This window comes from Kitasatospora sp. NPDC051702 (assembly GCF_040681575.1).
GTDB lineage: Bacteria > Actinomycetota > Actinomycetes > Streptomycetales > Streptomycetaceae > Kitasatospora.
Map to the genome: position 1 here is coordinate 94,161 of NZ_JBFAZB010000016.1, position 15,371 is coordinate 109,531.

The following is a 15,371-nucleotide window of genomic DNA, read 5'->3' on the forward strand; positions in this document are numbered from 1 at the left end:
CGGAGGGGCCGGCGGGCCGGACGGGTCAGCGGGCCGGAGGGGCCCGCGGATCAGACCGGACCGCCGGGTCGGGCAGGGCGGGACGGGCCCGCCCCACCCGGAGTGCGGCGCTACACGCCGACGGACTCCCGGACCGGGGTCGGCTCCGGGGCCGCCGTCTGCAGCTTGCTGCCCTCGACGTCGACGTCCGGTATCAGCCGGTCCAGCCAGCGCGGCAGCCACCAGGCGTGGCGGCCGAGCAGGGCCAGGACCGCGGGCACGATCGTCATCCGGACCACGAAGGCGTCGAAGGCGACGGCCGCAGCCAGACCCAGGCCCATCATCTTGATCATCGGCTCGCTCATCCCGATGAACCCCGCGAAGACGGCGATCATGATGAAGGCGGCGGCGGTGACCACCCGGGCGTTGTGGCGGAAGCCGGTGACGATGGCCGCGGCGGGCCGCTCGCCGTGGACGAAGCCCTCGCGGATCCGGGTGACCAGGAACACCTCGTAGTCCATGGCGAGGCCGAAGACCACGCCGATCATGAAGATCGGCATCATGCTCATCACCGGCCCGGTCTGCTCGACGCCGATGAGGTCGGCCAGCCACCCCCACTGGAAGACCGCGACGACCGCGCCGAGCGCGGCGGCCACCGAGAGCAGGAACCCGAGCGCCGCCTTCAGCGGGACGAGGACGGAGCGGAAGACCACCAGCAGCAGGATGACGGCGAGGCCGACGACCACCGCGAGGTAGGGCACGAGCGCGTCGGTGAGCTTCTGCGAGACGTCGATGTTCATCGCCGTCGTGCCGCTGACCAGGACCGTCGCGCCGGTGGCCGACCTGAGGCCGTCGGCGTGGCCGCGGATGGCGTGGACCAGGTCCTTCGTCCGGGCCTCGCTGGGACCGGTGGCGGGGACCGCGTTCAGCAGGGCGGTGTCGCCCGCCTGGTTGAACATCGGCGGGGCGACCGAGACCACGCCGGGCAGCGCGGCGACCGTCTTGGCGACCTCGCCCGCAGCGGCCTTCGGGTCGGCGGTGCCCTTGGCGTCGACCAGGACCGTCAGCGGCCCGTTGAAGCCGGGGCCGAAGCCCTCCGAGAGCAGGTCGTAGGCACGGCGCTGGGTGGTGGAGACGGGCTTGGACTCGTCCCCCGGGAGGCCGAGCCGCAGGTCGAGCGCGGGGGCGGCGAGCACGCCGAGGCCGATCACGCCGCCGAGCAGCACGGCGAGCGGGCGGCGCAGCACGAACCGCGCCCACCGGGAGCCGCCGTTCTCGCGCTTCGACTCGACCGCGCCCCGGGCCTTGCGGACCTTGCGGGGCAGCACCCGGCGGCCGATGAAGCCGAGCAGCGCGGGGACCAGAGTGAGCGCGACCAGCACGGCGACGACCACGGTGCCGGCGGCCGCCATGCCCATCTTGGCGAGGATCGGGATGCCCACCACCGAGAGCCCGGCGAGGGCGATGACCACCGTGAGACCGGCGAACACCACCGCGGACCCGGCGGTGCCGACGGCCCGGCCGGCGGCCTCCTGCGGGGTGCGCCCCTCGGCGAGCTCGGCCCGGTAGCGCGAGACGATGAACACCGCGTAGTCGATGCCGACCGCGAGGCCGAGCATCATCGCGAGCGTGCCGGTGGTCGAGGAGAGGCCGAGCATGCTGCCGAACGCGGTGATCAGGGCCATGCCCAGGCCGACGCCGACCACCGCGGTGAGCAGCGGCAGCCCGGCGGCGACCAGCGAACCGAAGGTGATCACCAGGACCACCGCGGACAGCGCCATGCCGATCGCCTCGCTGCTGCCGCCCGCCTCGGGCTTGGCCGTCAGCGCGTTGCCGCCGACCTCGACCTTCAGCCCGGCGTCCCGCCCGTGCTGGGCGGCCTGCTGCAGGGCGTCGGTGGCGCCCGTGGACAGCGTGCCCGCCTTCACCGAGTAGCTCACCGTCGCGTAGGCGGTGGTGCCGTCCTTGGAGACGGCACCGGCCTTGAACGGGCTGACCGTGCCGGTGACCTCCGGGGCGTGGGCGAGCTCGGCGACCGTCCGCTCCACCGCCTGCTGGTTGGACTCGGCGGTGATCTTCTGCCCGGACGGCGCGACGAAGACCAGCCGGGCCGAGGCGCCGTCGGCGTGCCCGCCGGGGAAGCGCTCGTTCATCAGGTCGAAGGCCTGCTGCGCCTCCGTGCCGGGCATCGCGAAGCCGTCGTCGGGCGCGGCGGGCGCCTTGGCCGCCAGGACTCCGCAGACCGCCAGCACGGCGACCCAGAGCAGGGACACCAGCCGGCGCCGGACGAAGGCCCATCGGCCCAGGCGGTACAGGAACGTGGCCACGGAGAGTGGACTCCTTCAGGATGTCGGGCACAGTGCGCGCCGCGGCCGGATCGACGCCTCACGGCGCGGTCCGCCCGCAGCATGACCAATCCTTGATCGCCGGCCCCTCCTCCGTCGTCGTCCCTGCGCAGGCCGTTTGCGTACTGCGGACGCAGTACACCCCTCCCCCGGACGGCGGAGCGCACGGCCTGCGGCGGAAGCAGTCGTACCTACTCCCGGAGGTGTCTCGGGCGGCCCCGCGGGGCCCCGGCGGGCGGGCCGCCGCGGCCCCGGCGTCACCCGTGCGGGCGGCGACGACGGGCCGCGGGCAGCCCGGCGAAGTAGCGTGATGTGCCTGGCCCGGACCGATCTGCCCCGGTCCGGAGCGACCCGTCCCGATCGGTGCTGACCCCAGCCCGCCGCCGGAGGTGCCCATGGGCGTTCCAGCCGCCCGCATCGTGTTCGACGAGAGCGACCGCGCGGCCGTCGCGGACGCGGTGACGGAGATGCTCGCCACCGGCGCCCTCACCCTCGGCCCGTGGACCGAACGCTTCGAACAGGCCTTCGCCGCCGAGCACGGCGCCTCGCACGCCGTCGCGGTGAGCAGCGGCACCGCCGCGCTGGAGGTGATCCTGCGCAGCGTCGACGTGCGGGGCCGCGACGTCGTCGTCCCCGCCGTCACCTTCTACGCGACGGCCGGCGCCGTGCTGCACGCGGGCGGACGCCCGGTGATCGCCGACGTCGACCCGGCCACCCTCGCCCTCTCCCCCGCGACGCTGTCCGCGGCGCTCACCCCGGACACCGCCGCCGTCGTGCTGGTGCACATCGGCGGGCTGGTCACCCCGGAGGTCGGCGCGCTGCGCGCGCTCTGCGACCGGCACGGGATCCCGCTGGTGGAGGACGCCGCGCACGCGCACGGCAGCAGCCACGACGGGCGCGCCGCCGGGACCTTCGGCCTGGCCGGGGCCTTCTCCTTCTACCCGACCAAGGTCACCACCAGCGGCGAGGGCGGGATGGTCCTCACCGAGTCGCCGGAGCTGCGCGACGAGGCCCGCACCTACCGTGACCAGGGCAAGGGATCCTTCACCACGAACCACCACGTACGGCTCGGCTACTCCTGGCGGATGAGCGAGCTGCACGCCGCCGTCGGCGCCGTCCACCTGCGCCGGCTCAAGGAGTTCATCGAGACCCGCCGGGCCGTCGCCCGCCGCTACGACGAGGCGCTGGCCGGGCTGGACGGCCTGGAGCCGGTGCTCGAACCGCCCGGCTCCCGCGGCAACTACTACAAGTACGTGGCGCTGCTGCCCGCCGGGGTGGACCGCGCGGCCTTCAAGCGGGCGGTCTCCGAGGAGTACGGGGTGCGGCTGTCCGGCGAGGTGTACGACCTGCCGCTGCACCTGCAGCCCGTGCTCGCCCCCTACCGGCGCGAGGCGCTGCCCGTCGCCGAGGACGTCTGCGCGCGGCAGGTCTGCCTGCCGGTGCACTCCGACATGACCGGGGACGAGACCGAGCAGGTCATCGAGGCCGTCTCGGCGGTCCACCGGCGGCTCGCCGGGTGACCGGACCGCCCGCGGCCCGACCGCCCGGGACCGAAGGGACCGCCGAGGCCACCGGGACCGCCCGGGCCGCCCGGCTCGCCGGACAGGCCCACCGGACGGGACCGCCCGGACCTCCGACCAGGCCGACCACCCTTCGACCACGCAGAGACCACGCACCGACAAGGGCTCGACAAGGAGAGAGATCGTGCGCATAGCCGTCACCGGGGGATGCGGATTCATCGGCTCACACGTCGTGGACCACCTGATCGCGGCGGGCCACGAGGTCCTCGCGGTCGACACCACCGACAAGTACCTCAACCCCGACGCCGAACACGCCAGGATCGACGTCCTCGACCTCCCGGCCCTCACCGCCGCCCTGGCCGGCAGCGAAGTGGTCTACCACCTCGCCGCGATGGCCGACGTGGAACAGGTCTCCGCCGACCCGGTGCGCGCCGTGCGCACCAACATCGACGGCACCGAGACCGTCCTGGAGGCCGCCCGGCGCAGCGGGCTCAGCCGCACCGTCCTGGCGAGCACCGTGTGGGTCTACGGCGCCGCCCTCACCGACGAGCAACTCGACGGCGGGGAACAGGAGCTGGACGAGCACGTGCCGATCGAGCTGGAGCACAGCGGGCACCTCTACGTGGCCACCAAGCTCGCCGCCGAGATGCTCGTGCACAGCTACCGCGAGCTCTACGGGCAGCACTTCACCATCCTGCGCTACGGCATCCCGTACGGGCCCCGGATGCGCGACGAGCTGGTCGTCGCCCGGTTCGTCCAGGCGGCGCTGACCGGACGGCCGATCACCATCGCCGGAGACGGCCGGCAGAGCCGCAACTTCGTCTACGTCGAGGACCTGGCCGACGCCCACGTCCGGGCCCTCTCGCTCGCCGCCGAGGACCAGACCTTCGCCCTGGAGGGCTCGACGGCCGTCTCGGTGCGCGACATCGCCGACACCGTCGACGAGCTGCTCGGGCCCGTCAGCATCGAGCACATCGACGGCCGCAAGGCCGACTACGCCGGGCGGCGGATCTCCTCCGCCCAGGCCAAGCGGCTGCTCGGCTGGTCCCCGCGGACCAACTTCGCCGAGGGCGTGCGGCGGTACGCGGACTGGTACCGGGCCACCGCCGCCACCCCCACCGCCTCCTGACCGGAGCCGTCCGTGCCGCACGCGCTGCTGGTCTCCGGCTCCCTCGGCCAGGGCCACGACGTGATGGCCCGGGCCTGCGCCGACACCCTGCGGGCCCGGGGCTGGACCACCTGCACCGTGGACGCGATGGCCCTGCTCGGCCAGCGCTCGGGTGCCGCCGGGGAGGCCGTGTTCCGGCGGCTGCTCGACCTCCCCGGCGTGTACGACGCCTTCCACTTCTCGGCGCTGCGCCCGGGCGCCCGGATCGCGCTGCTCGCCGACGCCGCCGCCCGCGCCCGGCTGCTCCCGGCCCTGCGGGAGCTGGTCGCGGCGCAGCGGCCGCAGCTGGTGGTGTCCGTCTTCGCCACCGCCACCTCGGCCGTCAACCGGCTGCCGATGCGCGGCTTCCGGCACTTCGTGTTCTGCACCGACGTGACGCCGCACCGGCTCTGGGTGCAGGAGGGCACCGACCTCTTCCTGGTCACCTCCGAGGTCGCCGCCTGCGCCGTCCGCCGCTACCGGCCGGACGCCGCCGTCTCCGTGCTGCCCGCGCCGCTGCGGGAGCCGTTCTACCGGCCGCCCGCACGTGCCGCGGCCCGCGCCGAACTGGGCGTCCCGGCGGACGGGCCGTGCGTGCTGCTGATGTCCGGCTCCTGGGGCCTCGGGCCGCTCGCCCGCACCGCCGCCTCGCTCGCCGCGGCCGGCCCGCACGTGCTCGCCGTCGCCGGCCGCAACCGGGAACTGGAGGACCGGCTGCGGGCGGCCGCCCGCCGGGAGCCGCGGCTGCGCCCCTTCGGGTACACCGACCGGATCCCGGCCCTGATGGCCGCCGCCGACCTCGTCGTCACCAGCTCCGGCGACACCTGCAGCGAGGCCCGCGCGCTCGGCCGGCGGCTGCTGCTGCTCGACGTCGTCCAGGGGCACGGGCGGGACAACCTGCAGCACGAACTGGAGCTCGGGCACGCCGACGTCGCCACCGCCCGGCCCGCCGACGTGGTCCGCAACGCGCTCGCCGCCCTCGACCGCCCGGAGCCGGCCCCCTCGCCCGGCGCCAGCCCGGACGGCTGGAACCGGGGCTTCGCGGCCGCGCTCGAACGGGTCGGGCTCGACTGAGGGAGCGCCGGTACGCCGTCGGGTCACGCGAGTCGAGGGCGCCGGCTCCGGACCGGGTGAACCGGACCCGGCCGTTCAGGGCAGCGGGATGCCGTGGTCGCGCAGCGGGCCGAGGGTGAGCCCGTGCTCGCGGCAGTGGGCCGCGATCAGCGGGAGCGCGTCGAGCGTCGCGCGCCAGGAACCCGGGGCGGAGGTGCAGTCGGAGTCGTGCAGGAGGAGGGTGGCGCCGGCGGTGAGGCCGGGGCGGGCGGTCTCGAGGACGGTGCGCCCGGTGGCCTCCGCCGTCCAGTCCCGGCCCCACGCCGTCCAGAGCACACTGCGCAGGCCCAGGCGGCGCGCGGCCAGCGCGGGCCCGGCGGTCAGCACCCCGTACGGCGGGCGGTACCAGAGCGGGCGGGCCCCGCACAGGTCGGTCACCGCCGCCCCGGCGCGGCGCAGTTCGCGCAGGTCACGGGCCGGGGCCGGGTACCACTGCGAGCGGTGGAACCAGCCGTGCACGGCCACCTCGTGACCGCGCGCCACCAGCTCCGCGCCGAGGGCGGGGGCGCGTTCCAGCATCGAGCCGAGCAGGAAGAAGGTGGCCCGCACCCGGCCGGGCCCGGCCAGGGCGTCCAGCGCGTCCAGGACGTAGGGAGTGCTGCGCGGGTCCGGGCCGTCGTCGAAGGTCAGTGCGACGTGGCCCGGGGCGGTGCCGTGGCCGGCGGTGCGGCGGGCCAGCGTGCGGCGCAGCACCGGCAGGCGGACCGCGGCCGGGGCCAGGTGCAGGAACTCGGCCGCCGCGGCGGCGGCGAGCACCCTGGTCGCCGTGCTCACCCGGAGCTCACCCGAAGCGGGAGGCCATGCGCCGGAACACGCCCGGCGCCACGCCGTGGATCCGGGCCGGGAACCCGAGCCAGTGCGGCACGTACAGGCGGTCGCGCTCGGTGGTGATGGTCGCGACGACGGTGGCCGCGACCCGCTCCGCCGGGACGGGCCGCGGGCGCTCCCGCTGGTAGGGCGTGCCGCGCCGGTCGAAGAACGGCGTGTCCACCGCTCCCGGCAGCACCAGCCGCACTCCGACGCCGGTGCCGCGCAGCTCGTACCAGAGGCTCTCCGCGAACATCGCCAGCCCGCCCTTGGTCGCCGAGTAGCCCGACTCGTCGCGCACGCCCACCTGGCCGGCGATCGAGCCGAGCAGCACGATCCGGCCGTGGCGGCGCTCCAGCATGCCCGGCAGGAGGAGGCGGACCAGCCGCAGCGGAGCGGCGAGGTTGACCTCGATCATCCGGTCCAGGGTGTCCGACGGGGTGTCGGCGAAGGCGCCGCGCCACCCCAGGCCGGCGCTGGCCACCAGCGCGTCCACCCGCCCGGTCTCGGCGACGGCGGCCTCGGCGAGGCGGGCGGGGCCGTCCGGCTTGCTGAGGTCCTCGGGCAGGGCGACACCGCCGGTGCGGGCGGCGAGCTCCTCGAGGCGGGTGCGGTCGGTGCCGGAGAGCAGGGTGTGCCAGCCGGCGTCGGCCAGCCGGACGGCGGTGGCCCGGCCGATGCCGGAGGACGCCCCGGTGACGAGGGCGACGGGGCGCTCGGCGGGCCCGGAGCTCCGGGGGCCGGGTCGGAGGTCGTCCCGGTCTTCGTCCGCCATCGCGCACCTGCCGATCCATGGGCGTCTCGCCGTCCGATTTGTCCGGCAAGTCACCTTCGCACGGCGGCGCCGTCCGGGCTACCGGGGCGGAACGGCCCGCCTTGCCCGCCGGTCCCCGTCCGGCCGCGGACCGCCGTCGTCGTCCGCGTCCCCGTCCGGCTCCGGACCGCCGGCCGCCTCCGGGCCTCCGTCCGCGCCCGTCCCCGTGCCGGCATCCGTGCGGCCACCGGCGTCACGGGCCGCGCCGGCGAACGCCTCGGCCGACTCGCCCTCCAGCTCGCCGAAGCGGGACAGCAGGAAGGTGCCGCCGACGGCCACCGCGAAGCCCGTCAGCGCGCACCACTCGAATCCGGGGCGCGCCGCGTCCCCGAGCGCCGCCACGCCGACCAGCGCGGGCCCGAAGGTCTCGGCGACCGTGCCCGCGGCGGTCGCGGCCGTCACCGTGCCGCGCTGCAGCGCGAGCGCGTACGCGAGGTAGCCGCCGAGGCCGCCGACGGCCAGCGCGTACGCCGCCGGATCGGTGAGCACCCCGACCGCACCGGAGGTGTCCAGCACCCGCACGGCCAGGCTCGTCACCCCGAAGCCCACCCCGGCCAGCAGCCCGAGACCGGCCGCGGCCGCGTTGCCCTCCCGGCGCACCAGGACGAGGGTGAGCAGGAGCATCACGGCGGTCGTCGCGAGCAGCGCCCAGTGGAACGCAGCCGGGGCGTACTCCCGCCCCTCCCGGCCGGAGCCGAGCGCGAGCAGGCTCAGACCGACGACCACGCCGAGGATCCCGGCCGCGTCGCCCCGGCGCAGCCGGGCGCCCAGCAGCCAGACGGCGGCGAGCGCCGTCACCGCCAGGCTGGCGTTGGTGACGGCCTGCACCAGGAAGAGCGGCAGGCTGCGCAGCGCCACGATGCTCAGCAGGAAGCCCACGATGTCCAGCGCCGTCCCCACCAGGAACTGCCAGGACCGCACCAGCGCGGCCAGCAGCCCGGCCCGCACGCGGTCCGCCCGCGGCGCGGAGCGCGCCCCGCGGGCCTGGAACACGGCCCCGAGGCCGAAGCAGACGGTCGCGACCAGCGCGGTGGTGAGTCCGAGCAGCATGCCTCTCCCAGCCTCGCCGGCGGCATCGGTCCACCACCAGTCTGGGCCCGCGGGGGCACCGCCGCACGGGCCCGCCCGGCGGGCCGCGGGGCGGCGCGCGCAGCCGGCCGCGGGGAGGCGGGGGCGGGCCGGCCGCGGGGAGGCACCGGAGTCAGGGCCGGAGAGCCACCGCGGCGTAGGCGCAGGCCTCGGCGGCGCTGACGGGCGGGTCGGCGGGGGTGGGCCGCCAGTGCGGGGTGGGGACGGCGCCGGGGGCGATCAGGGTCCAGCCGTCGAAGAACCGGGTGAACTCGGGCAGGGTGCGGGCCTGGGCCGCGGTGCCGGCGGACTCGTAGATGCGCACCAGCCGGCCGATCTCCTCCGGGGCGAACTCGGGGGTGACGTGGGTCATCACCAGGGCGCTGCCGGGGGCGAGCGCCGACTTGAGGTGCTCGACGATGCCGTAGGCGCCGCGCGCGTCGGGGACGAAGTGCAGGAGGGCGTTGAGGGAGAGCGCGACCGGACGGTCGAGGTCGATGGTGTCGCGCACGCCGGGCGAGGCGAGCACGTCGGCCGGGTCGGTGACGTCGGCCTCGACGTAGGCGGTGCGCCCCTCGGGGGTGCCGGTGAGCAGGGCCTGGGCGTGCGAGAGCACGATCGGGTCGTTGTCGGCGTAGACGACGCGGGCGCGCGGCTGGACGCGCTGGGCGACCTCGTGGAGGTTGGGCGAGGTGGGGATGCCGGTGCCGATGTCGAGGAACTGGTCGATGCCGGCCTGGGCGAGGGCGCGGGTGGAGCGGTGGACGAAGGCCCGGTTGGCGCGGGCGGCGGCGCGCAGCCAGGGCGCGACGGCGAGGGCGTGGCCGGCGGCCTCGCGGTCGGCGGCGAAGTTGGTGAAGCCACCGAGGTAGTAGTCGTACATCCGGGCCGAGTGCGGCACGTTCAGTCGCAGGTCGACTCCGTCGTAGAGGCTCATCGCGTTCCCCCCTTGGGCCGGTGCGGGCACCTGACGATTGCTGCCCACCGTATCGAAGGGCCAATCCCGCGCCGCGCCGCTCAACTGGTCACCAGATACCACGAGATGACAATCTGTATTCGGATTGCAGCCTGGAGTGACAGGCCTGGTGGAATGAGGATGGGCACGGACAGCCCGACCCTCGAGTGGCCCGGCGGGCAGCCGTCGGCCACGGAAAGCAGGCTCGATGACGATCGACAGGGGTGCGCCCGTGCGCGGGTACCGGGGAGCCGCCACGGTGGAGCGCACCGGCACGGCCGGGCCGGACCGGGGGGCCGGCACCGACCTCGGCCAGCGCTTCGACCTCACCTACGCGGCGTTCTGCGAGACGCACGAACCCGCCTGGCACGCCCTCGCGTTGACCCGGATAGGCAGCCGGACCGACGCCGAACTGCTGGTCGACGCCGTCAAGGCGGACCTGGCCCGCTGCTGGCCGCAGGTCCTGCGCTTCGAGGAACCGGCCGCGTACGCCTGGCGGCTGGCCAACCGGCACGTGGCGGACTGGGTGGCCGCCGAGGAGCCGGTGGCGGTCGAGGCGGTCACCTTCGCGGCGGTGATCGGCGCGTTCAAGCAGGTCGCGAACGGACTGCTGCACAGCGAGGCGGACGAGGTGCGGCTGTACGCGGCGATCCTCGAACTGCCCGACCGCCAGCGGGACGTGGTCATCCTGCGCTACCTGCTCGGCTTGCACGTCAAGGTGATCGCCGCGTACCTGGGACGGCCGGTGGCGACGGTGCACTCGAACCTGCGGCACGCCCGCGAGCGGCTCGCCCGGCGGCTCGGGGTGGGCGAACTCCCGGACCACGCGGGGGACCTGTGACCCGCCGCCCGACCACCGGCCGGCCCGACGGGAGGCTCGGCGACGACCCGGCGGAACCGGCCTACCCGGCGGAACCGGCCCACCGGACAGACCCGGCCGATGGAGCGGAACCGTCCGACGGGACCGAACCGTCCGACGGGGCGCAGGCAGCGGACGGGCCCCGTCCCGCCGACCGCGTGTGCACCGGGGACGGGGCGTGCCCCAACGCCGGGGGGCGCACCCCGCTCCACGTGCCCCGGCCCGAGCGGGCCCACGCCGAGCGGATCGCCGCGGTGCGTCAGGCCCGGCTCACCGCCGCGCCCGCACACCTGCCCTCGGAGCACGAGCAGGCCGCCTTCGAACTGGGTCTGGTGGTGGCCCTGGTGCTGGGTGCGCCGGACGCCTCCCGAGGGCTCGACCTGCTCGTCAACGCACGGCGGATCCAGCCCGAGGGGGCGGAGGTGTTCGCCGCGCTGCTCTACGCCACCGGCCGCGAGGAGGGCGCGGAGTTCTGGTGGCGCTTCGCTGCCGGATCCGGCAGCGGGACGGCGGCGTACTGCCTGCACCTGCACCACCTGATGCTCGGCGAGACCGACGACGCGGACTACTGGCGGGCCTGGTCCGACCAGCTCGCGCGGACCGAACGCCCGCCCGGGCCTGGCGCGTTGCGGATGAGCCGGCCGCTGCTGCCGGACGACGTCCGGCGCGACATCCTCTCCCGGGTGCACCGCGGTCTGGCACCGCAGCTGCCACCGCGGTTGGTCGCGGTGATCGACCGGCTACCGGTGCGGGGCGACCCGGACGAGGAGGAGGTGCCGAGCCCGTGGGGGCTCACCTCCGGCGCCACGTCCGCGTGTTCGTGGCAGCTGGGGTGGGAGGGCGTCGACGACCCGTTGGAGTGAGCGGCCGGCGCCCCGCCTCCGCTCCCCCGTTCAGGTGAGCGCGGCCACCCTGGCGATGACCTCCGGGTCGCGGCCGTCGCCGGCGACGGTGCCCTCCGGCCCCCGGACGACGTAGCGGTGCGGCGCCATCGCGGTGTCCCGGCCGGGCAGGGCCGCGACCACCGCGCGGTGCACCTCGGCGGGCTCGACGGGCGCGCCCGAGAACGTCAGTGTGGCGACCAACTCGCCACTCTCGAAGGCAACTTCCACGGACGCCCGGGAGCCGATGGCCTCCTCCAGCAGGCCCCGGACGGCAGCGAGGTCGACCCATGCGCCGTCGACCGGCCGCCACCCTTCGCCCCGCTCGGGCGTCGGGACCTCCGCGAGGCCCGGCAGCGCGTGCAGCGGCACCGGCCCGTCGGCCGCGGCCGTGAGCACGGCGAGCAGCGCCTGCGCGAAGCGGTCGGTCTCGTCGGCGTCGAGCACCTGCGGACAGGCGATCAGGGCGAAGTCGAGGCTGCCGCTGATCCGCAGGATGGTGAACATCAGCCGGACCCCGAGGGGCGGCGCGGGCAGCCGGGTCAACTCCGGGTCGACGGCCGGGACGGGCTGGATGTCGGCGACGGCGGTGGGGATGGTCAGACTGAGGTCGTTCACCACGACCTGCCGGGGGAAGCGGACCCCGCGCACGTGGGCGGCGTCCTCGACCAGCTGCCACACCTGCTCGGCGTCCAGGGTGCTGTGCCAGTAGCCGTTGAAGGAGGCGGACTTGGCGCGGCCGATCAGCTCGTCGAAGTCGGCCGAACCGGTGTCCAGCCGGATCAGCGCGTCCTGCGCGAGGGTGCCGACGTGATCGACCAGCGCCGCGCGCTGGCGGTTCGCGGACAGCGCGGCGATCGACAGGTCCGCGCGGCCGGCGCGGCGGGCGACCAGGGCGGCGAAGGCCGCGAACAGCACCACGGACGGGCTCGCGCCGGTGCGCCGGCAGACCGCGGCGAGGTCCGCGGCGGCGCCGCGGGAACGGACCAGGACGGCCCCCAGGTCGTGCGGCGGGCCGGCGATCCGCGCGTCGGCGAACACCGCCTGCGGGCCGGTGGTCAGGATCCTGGCCCAGTGCCGCAGGGCGGTGGCCGACCGCCGGCGGCCCTGGGGGCTGCGCTCGGCCTCGGCGATCCGCAGCGGCGTGGGGGCGGTGACCGGCGGGAGGTCCTTGCCGGCGGCGAGCGCCACCCAGTCCTGGATCAGCAGCGCGATGGCGGCGCCGTCGGCACCGGCGTGGCAGACCACCGCGACCAGCCTCAGCAGCCGCTCACCGTCGGCGAGCAGGGTGCAGCGCAGCCGCGGCGCGGACGCCAGGTCCACTGCGACGGCGACATCCGTCCGACCGAACTCGGCCGCGAGCATGTCCAGTTCGGCGTCACTGCGATCACCCGTCTCGACCACGGTGACGCTGAACCGGCCCTCCGGGTGGACCACCTGCTGCTGCGGGTAGCCGTCCGGCCCCGGCCCGGCCGGGAAGGAGGTCCGCAGGGACTCGTGCCGCTCGACGAGCCTGCGCAGGGCGGCCAGCCCGGCGGACACCGAGGTGCCGTCCGGGACCGGCCAGGCCGACTCCTTGTTGATCTGCTCGGGGGCCTCGCGCCGGATGCACCGGATCATGTTGTCCTGACCGAGCGTGAGCGGCCCGGAGCCGCCGCCCGGGGCCGCGTACCGGACCTCGACGCTCCTGCTGGTCGGGGTCGCACCGGTCGGGGTCGCACCGGTGAGCGCCACGTCGGCAAGCGTCACGCCGTTCGGGGTCACGTCGTTCGGGGTCGCACACTTCGGGGTCGGGTCGTTCGGGTTCACGTCGCACGCGCCTTTCGGCTCGCCGGGGGAAGGGCCGGGAGAAGGCTGAGGGGGGAGCCCGGAGAGGGAGCCGGGGAGCTCGGAGCCGGGAAGCTGGTGGAGCCGGGTGGACTCGGGAGAGGGTGTTCCCGGGACGCTACCAGCGGCCCGACGCATTGGTCCAGACCAAACGTGTTGCGATGCGATGAAACGTCAACTCATCGTCCAAGCCTGCACGTTGACATGAACAGGAGCATCGCCGCGGACCGCCAGCGCAGCCCGGAACGGCCCCGGAACCGGCACGTCCAGGAGCCGGAGCGGCCCCCGGCCGAGCGGGCGCGGCTCCGCCAGCAGCAACGGGGACGGGCCCGCCACCGGCAGCCCGAAGGACTGGACCAGCCGCCCGCCGTACGCCTTGACGCACGCCTCCCGGCGGCACCACAGCGCCGTGCAGCGCGCCGCCCGCCCGGCCACCGTGGGCGCGGCGGCGACGTAGCGGGCCTCCGCCCCGGGGAAGAGACGCGCGGCGATCAGCCCGGCCGCCCGACCACCGAGCAGCCCCTCGACGTCGACCCCGAGCTGCCGCCCCTCGGCCACCGCCAGCACCGCGAGCGGCCCCGAAGCCGACCAGCTCACCCGCAACCGGCCGGCGTCCGACGGCTCCGGCTTGCCGTGCCGCCCCCGCCGCCAGACCACGTCCGCCGCCGGACGGCCGAGCCGTGCGCCGACCAGCTGCCGGACGGCGCCGCGCACCACCGTGAAGCGCCGCCGCAGCAGCTCGTCCGCCCCCGCCGTCCGGGCCCGCTCGTCCTCGTCGAGGAGTCGCCACAGCTCTGACACCACCTCCGGAGGCTGGTCGGCCCCGACGGTCCAGAGGTCGACCACCGTCGCGAAGGGCCCGGCCCCGGACGGACGGGTCCGGGGCGAGCCGCCCCGCGCGGATCCGGCCCCGGGAGGGCCGGCCGGAAGGGCGGTCACGGCATGGTCAGGGTGCTCAGCACGCCGAGCCGGCGTTCCAGGCCCGCCACCAGGACCGGTCGCCGCCGCTCCCGCCAGGCGGGCAGCTGCTCGGCGAGTTCGGCCCAGACCCCGGTGAAGGGCTGGGCCGCCGGCCCCTCGGCGCCGTCCAGCCCGGGGCCGAGCACCAGCGCCGCGTCGGGCCCCAGCTCCGCCGCCCGTGCCCGGACCGTCCGAGAGGGCGATTCGGCGCCGGGCAGCTGATCGACCGTCATCCCCGGCCGGTCGGTCTCCTCGCAGACCAGCACGACGGCGGAGTGCCGCTGCGGCAGTACCACCGGCCCGGCCGGCCGGTAGTGCAGGGCCGTCTGCTCGGCGAGCACCACGACCGCCCGCCGGCAGGACCCGGTGCGGTGGTGGTCGGCGGCCAGCCGCAGCGCGGTGAAGGCCGCGGCGGTGCCCTGGTCGCAGACCGCGTAGGCGAGCGGCGCCCCCGGGCAGGCCCGGCCGAGCGCCAGCGAGGACGGCGCGCCGGGGCGGACGTCCGGGGTGTCGAAGGCCAGGATCAACAGGTCGACGGGCTCGTCCGGGGCGAGCACCTCGCGCAGCAGGCCGTCGGCCAGCTCCTCGAAGGAGTGGCCGACGCCCTCGCGCAGCAGGTCCTCGCGCAGCGGCAGCCCGTACGGGCGGACCAGGTCGGAGACGAAGACCCGCAGGTCCGGGTCGAGCGAGCGCTCCGAGCGGCCGTCGAAGCGCCGTGCGAGCGCCCGGGTGATCCGCAGGCCGTGGCCGGCCACCTGGTCAGTCCTCGGGGATGACGTGTCCGGCGACGTAGTCGGCCAGGCTGGTGACCGAGCGCAGGTCGCCCTCGGTGATCTGCTCGACGTCCACCTGGATGTCGAGGGACTCCTCGAGCTCCAGGATGAGTTCGATGGTGCCCGCGGAGGTGAGGCCGAGGTCGTCGAAGAGACAGGCGTTCTCCGGGATCTCCGGCAGCTCGCGCTTGAGCACGCGGGGCAGCAGCTCGCCGATGCCGTGGCGGATCCGCTCGCGCAGCTCGGGGTCAGTGGTCTGGACCACAGGTTCTGACATGGGTGTCCCGTCCCGTCGTACGTGGGAGTGCGGTGTGGCAGTGGAA

At 75.7% G+C, this 15,371-nt stretch carries 14 protein-coding genes; 5 read left to right on the forward strand and 9 right to left on the reverse strand.

All coding sequences use genetic code 11. The annotated features are described in order from the left end of the window. Window positions 1-110: 110 nt before the first annotated feature. Window positions 111-2,306: an MMPL family transporter gene (locus AB0N04_RS16405; RefSeq protein WP_360206517.1), complete on the reverse strand. Its 2,196-nt coding sequence runs from the start codon at window positions 2,304-2,306 to the stop codon at window positions 111-113. 413 nt (window positions 2,307-2,719) lie between these two features. On the opposite strand from AB0N04_RS16405, the gene AB0N04_RS16410 reads away from it, so the two are divergent. From AB0N04_RS16410 to AB0N04_RS16420, 3 genes are all read left to right on the forward strand, one after another. Continuing rightward, window positions 2,720-3,844: a DegT/DnrJ/EryC1/StrS family aminotransferase gene (locus AB0N04_RS16410; protein WP_360206520.1), complete on the forward strand. Its 1,125-nt coding sequence runs from the start codon at window positions 2,720-2,722 to the stop codon at window positions 3,842-3,844. A gap of 184 nt (window positions 3,845-4,028) precedes the next feature. Beyond that, window positions 4,029-4,973 carry an NAD-dependent epimerase/dehydratase family protein gene (locus AB0N04_RS16415; RefSeq protein ID WP_360206523.1) on the forward strand — a complete coding sequence of 315 codons (945 nt, stop codon included), beginning with the start codon at window positions 4,029-4,031 and terminating at the stop codon, window positions 4,971-4,973. Window positions 4,974-4,985: 12 nt separating this feature from the next. Beyond that, the gene (locus AB0N04_RS16420; RefSeq protein ID WP_360206525.1) at window positions 4,986-6,065 is read left to right on the forward strand and encodes a hypothetical protein; all 1,080 of its coding nucleotides are present in this window, start codon (window positions 4,986-4,988) and stop codon (window positions 6,063-6,065) included. A gap of 75 nt (window positions 6,066-6,140) precedes the next feature. Here the strand turns inward: AB0N04_RS16420 and AB0N04_RS16425 are convergent, their stop codons facing one another. From AB0N04_RS16425 to AB0N04_RS16440, 4 genes are all read right to left on the reverse strand, one after another. Continuing rightward, window positions 6,141-6,878 carry a polysaccharide deacetylase family protein gene (locus AB0N04_RS16425; protein WP_360206527.1) on the reverse strand — a complete coding sequence of 246 codons (738 nt, stop codon included), beginning with the start codon at window positions 6,876-6,878 and terminating at the stop codon, window positions 6,141-6,143. Between the two features lie 7 nt (window positions 6,879-6,885). Further along, a complete protein-coding gene (locus tag AB0N04_RS16430) occupies window positions 6,886-7,686 on the reverse strand; it encodes an SDR family NAD(P)-dependent oxidoreductase (RefSeq protein WP_360206530.1) in 801 nt (266 codons plus the stop codon). Window positions 7,687-7,764: 78 nt separating this feature from the next. Further along, window positions 7,765-8,775 (reverse strand): hypothetical protein, encoded by a 1,011-nt coding sequence (locus tag AB0N04_RS16435; protein ID WP_360206532.1) that lies wholly within the window; start codon window positions 8,773-8,775, stop codon window positions 7,765-7,767. 151 nt (window positions 8,776-8,926) lie between these two features. Continuing rightward, on the reverse strand, window positions 8,927-9,730 hold the full coding sequence (locus AB0N04_RS16440; protein ID WP_360206535.1) for an SAM-dependent methyltransferase: 804 nt from the start codon (window positions 9,728-9,730) through the stop codon (window positions 8,927-8,929). A gap of 226 nt (window positions 9,731-9,956) precedes the next feature. On the opposite strand from AB0N04_RS16440, the gene AB0N04_RS16445 reads away from it, so the two are divergent. After that, window positions 9,957-10,589 (forward strand): sigma-70 family RNA polymerase sigma factor, encoded by a 633-nt coding sequence (locus tag AB0N04_RS16445; protein ID WP_360206538.1) that lies wholly within the window; start codon window positions 9,957-9,959, stop codon window positions 10,587-10,589. 230 nt (window positions 10,590-10,819) lie between these two features. Further along, the gene (locus tag AB0N04_RS16450) at window positions 10,820-11,470 is read left to right on the forward strand and encodes a hypothetical protein (RefSeq protein WP_360206540.1); all 651 of its coding nucleotides are present in this window, start codon (window positions 10,820-10,822) and stop codon (window positions 11,468-11,470) included. Window positions 11,471-11,500: 30 nt separating this feature from the next. Here AB0N04_RS16450 and AB0N04_RS16455 read toward each other — a convergent pair whose 3' ends face one another. From AB0N04_RS16455 to AB0N04_RS16470, 4 genes are all read right to left on the reverse strand, one after another. Beyond that, window positions 11,501-13,297, reverse strand: a complete 1,797-nt coding sequence (locus AB0N04_RS16455; RefSeq protein ID WP_360206542.1) for a condensation domain-containing protein — start codon at window positions 13,295-13,297, stop codon at window positions 11,501-11,503. A gap of 192 nt (window positions 13,298-13,489) precedes the next feature. Beyond that, the gene (locus AB0N04_RS16460; protein WP_360206544.1) at window positions 13,490-14,119 is read right to left on the reverse strand and encodes a 4'-phosphopantetheinyl transferase superfamily protein; all 630 of its coding nucleotides are present in this window, start codon (window positions 14,117-14,119) and stop codon (window positions 13,490-13,492) included. A gap of 131 nt (window positions 14,120-14,250) precedes the next feature. Next, window positions 14,251-15,030: a hypothetical protein gene (locus AB0N04_RS16465; protein ID WP_360206546.1), complete on the reverse strand. Its 780-nt coding sequence runs from the start codon at window positions 15,028-15,030 to the stop codon at window positions 14,251-14,253. A gap of 4 nt (window positions 15,031-15,034) precedes the next feature. After that, window positions 15,035-15,325: a phosphopantetheine-binding protein gene (locus AB0N04_RS16470; protein ID WP_360206549.1), complete on the reverse strand. Its 291-nt coding sequence runs from the start codon at window positions 15,323-15,325 to the stop codon at window positions 15,035-15,037. Window positions 15,326-15,371 lie beyond the last annotated feature (46 nt).

Coding starts and splice junctions, on each gene's coding strand:
- AB0N04_RS16445 (WP_360206538.1), top strand. CDS start 9,957: ATGACGATCGACAGGGGTGCGCCCGTGCGCGGGTACCGGGGAGCCGCC.
- AB0N04_RS16410 (WP_360206520.1), top strand. CDS start 2,720: ATGGGCGTTCCAGCCGCCCGCATCGTGTTCGACGAGAGCGACCGCGCG.
- AB0N04_RS16435 (WP_360206532.1), bottom strand. CDS start 8,775: ATGCTGCTCGGACTCACCACCGCGCTGGTCGCGACCGTCTGCTTCGGC.
- AB0N04_RS16440 (WP_360206535.1), bottom strand. CDS start 9,730: ATGAGCCTCTACGACGGAGTCGACCTGCGACTGAACGTGCCGCACTCG.
- AB0N04_RS16470 (WP_360206549.1), bottom strand. CDS start 15,325: ATGTCAGAACCTGTGGTCCAGACCACTGACCCCGAGCTGCGCGAGCGG.
- AB0N04_RS16430 (WP_360206530.1), bottom strand. CDS start 7,686: ATGGCGGACGAAGACCGGGACGACCTCCGACCCGGCCCCCGGAGCTCC.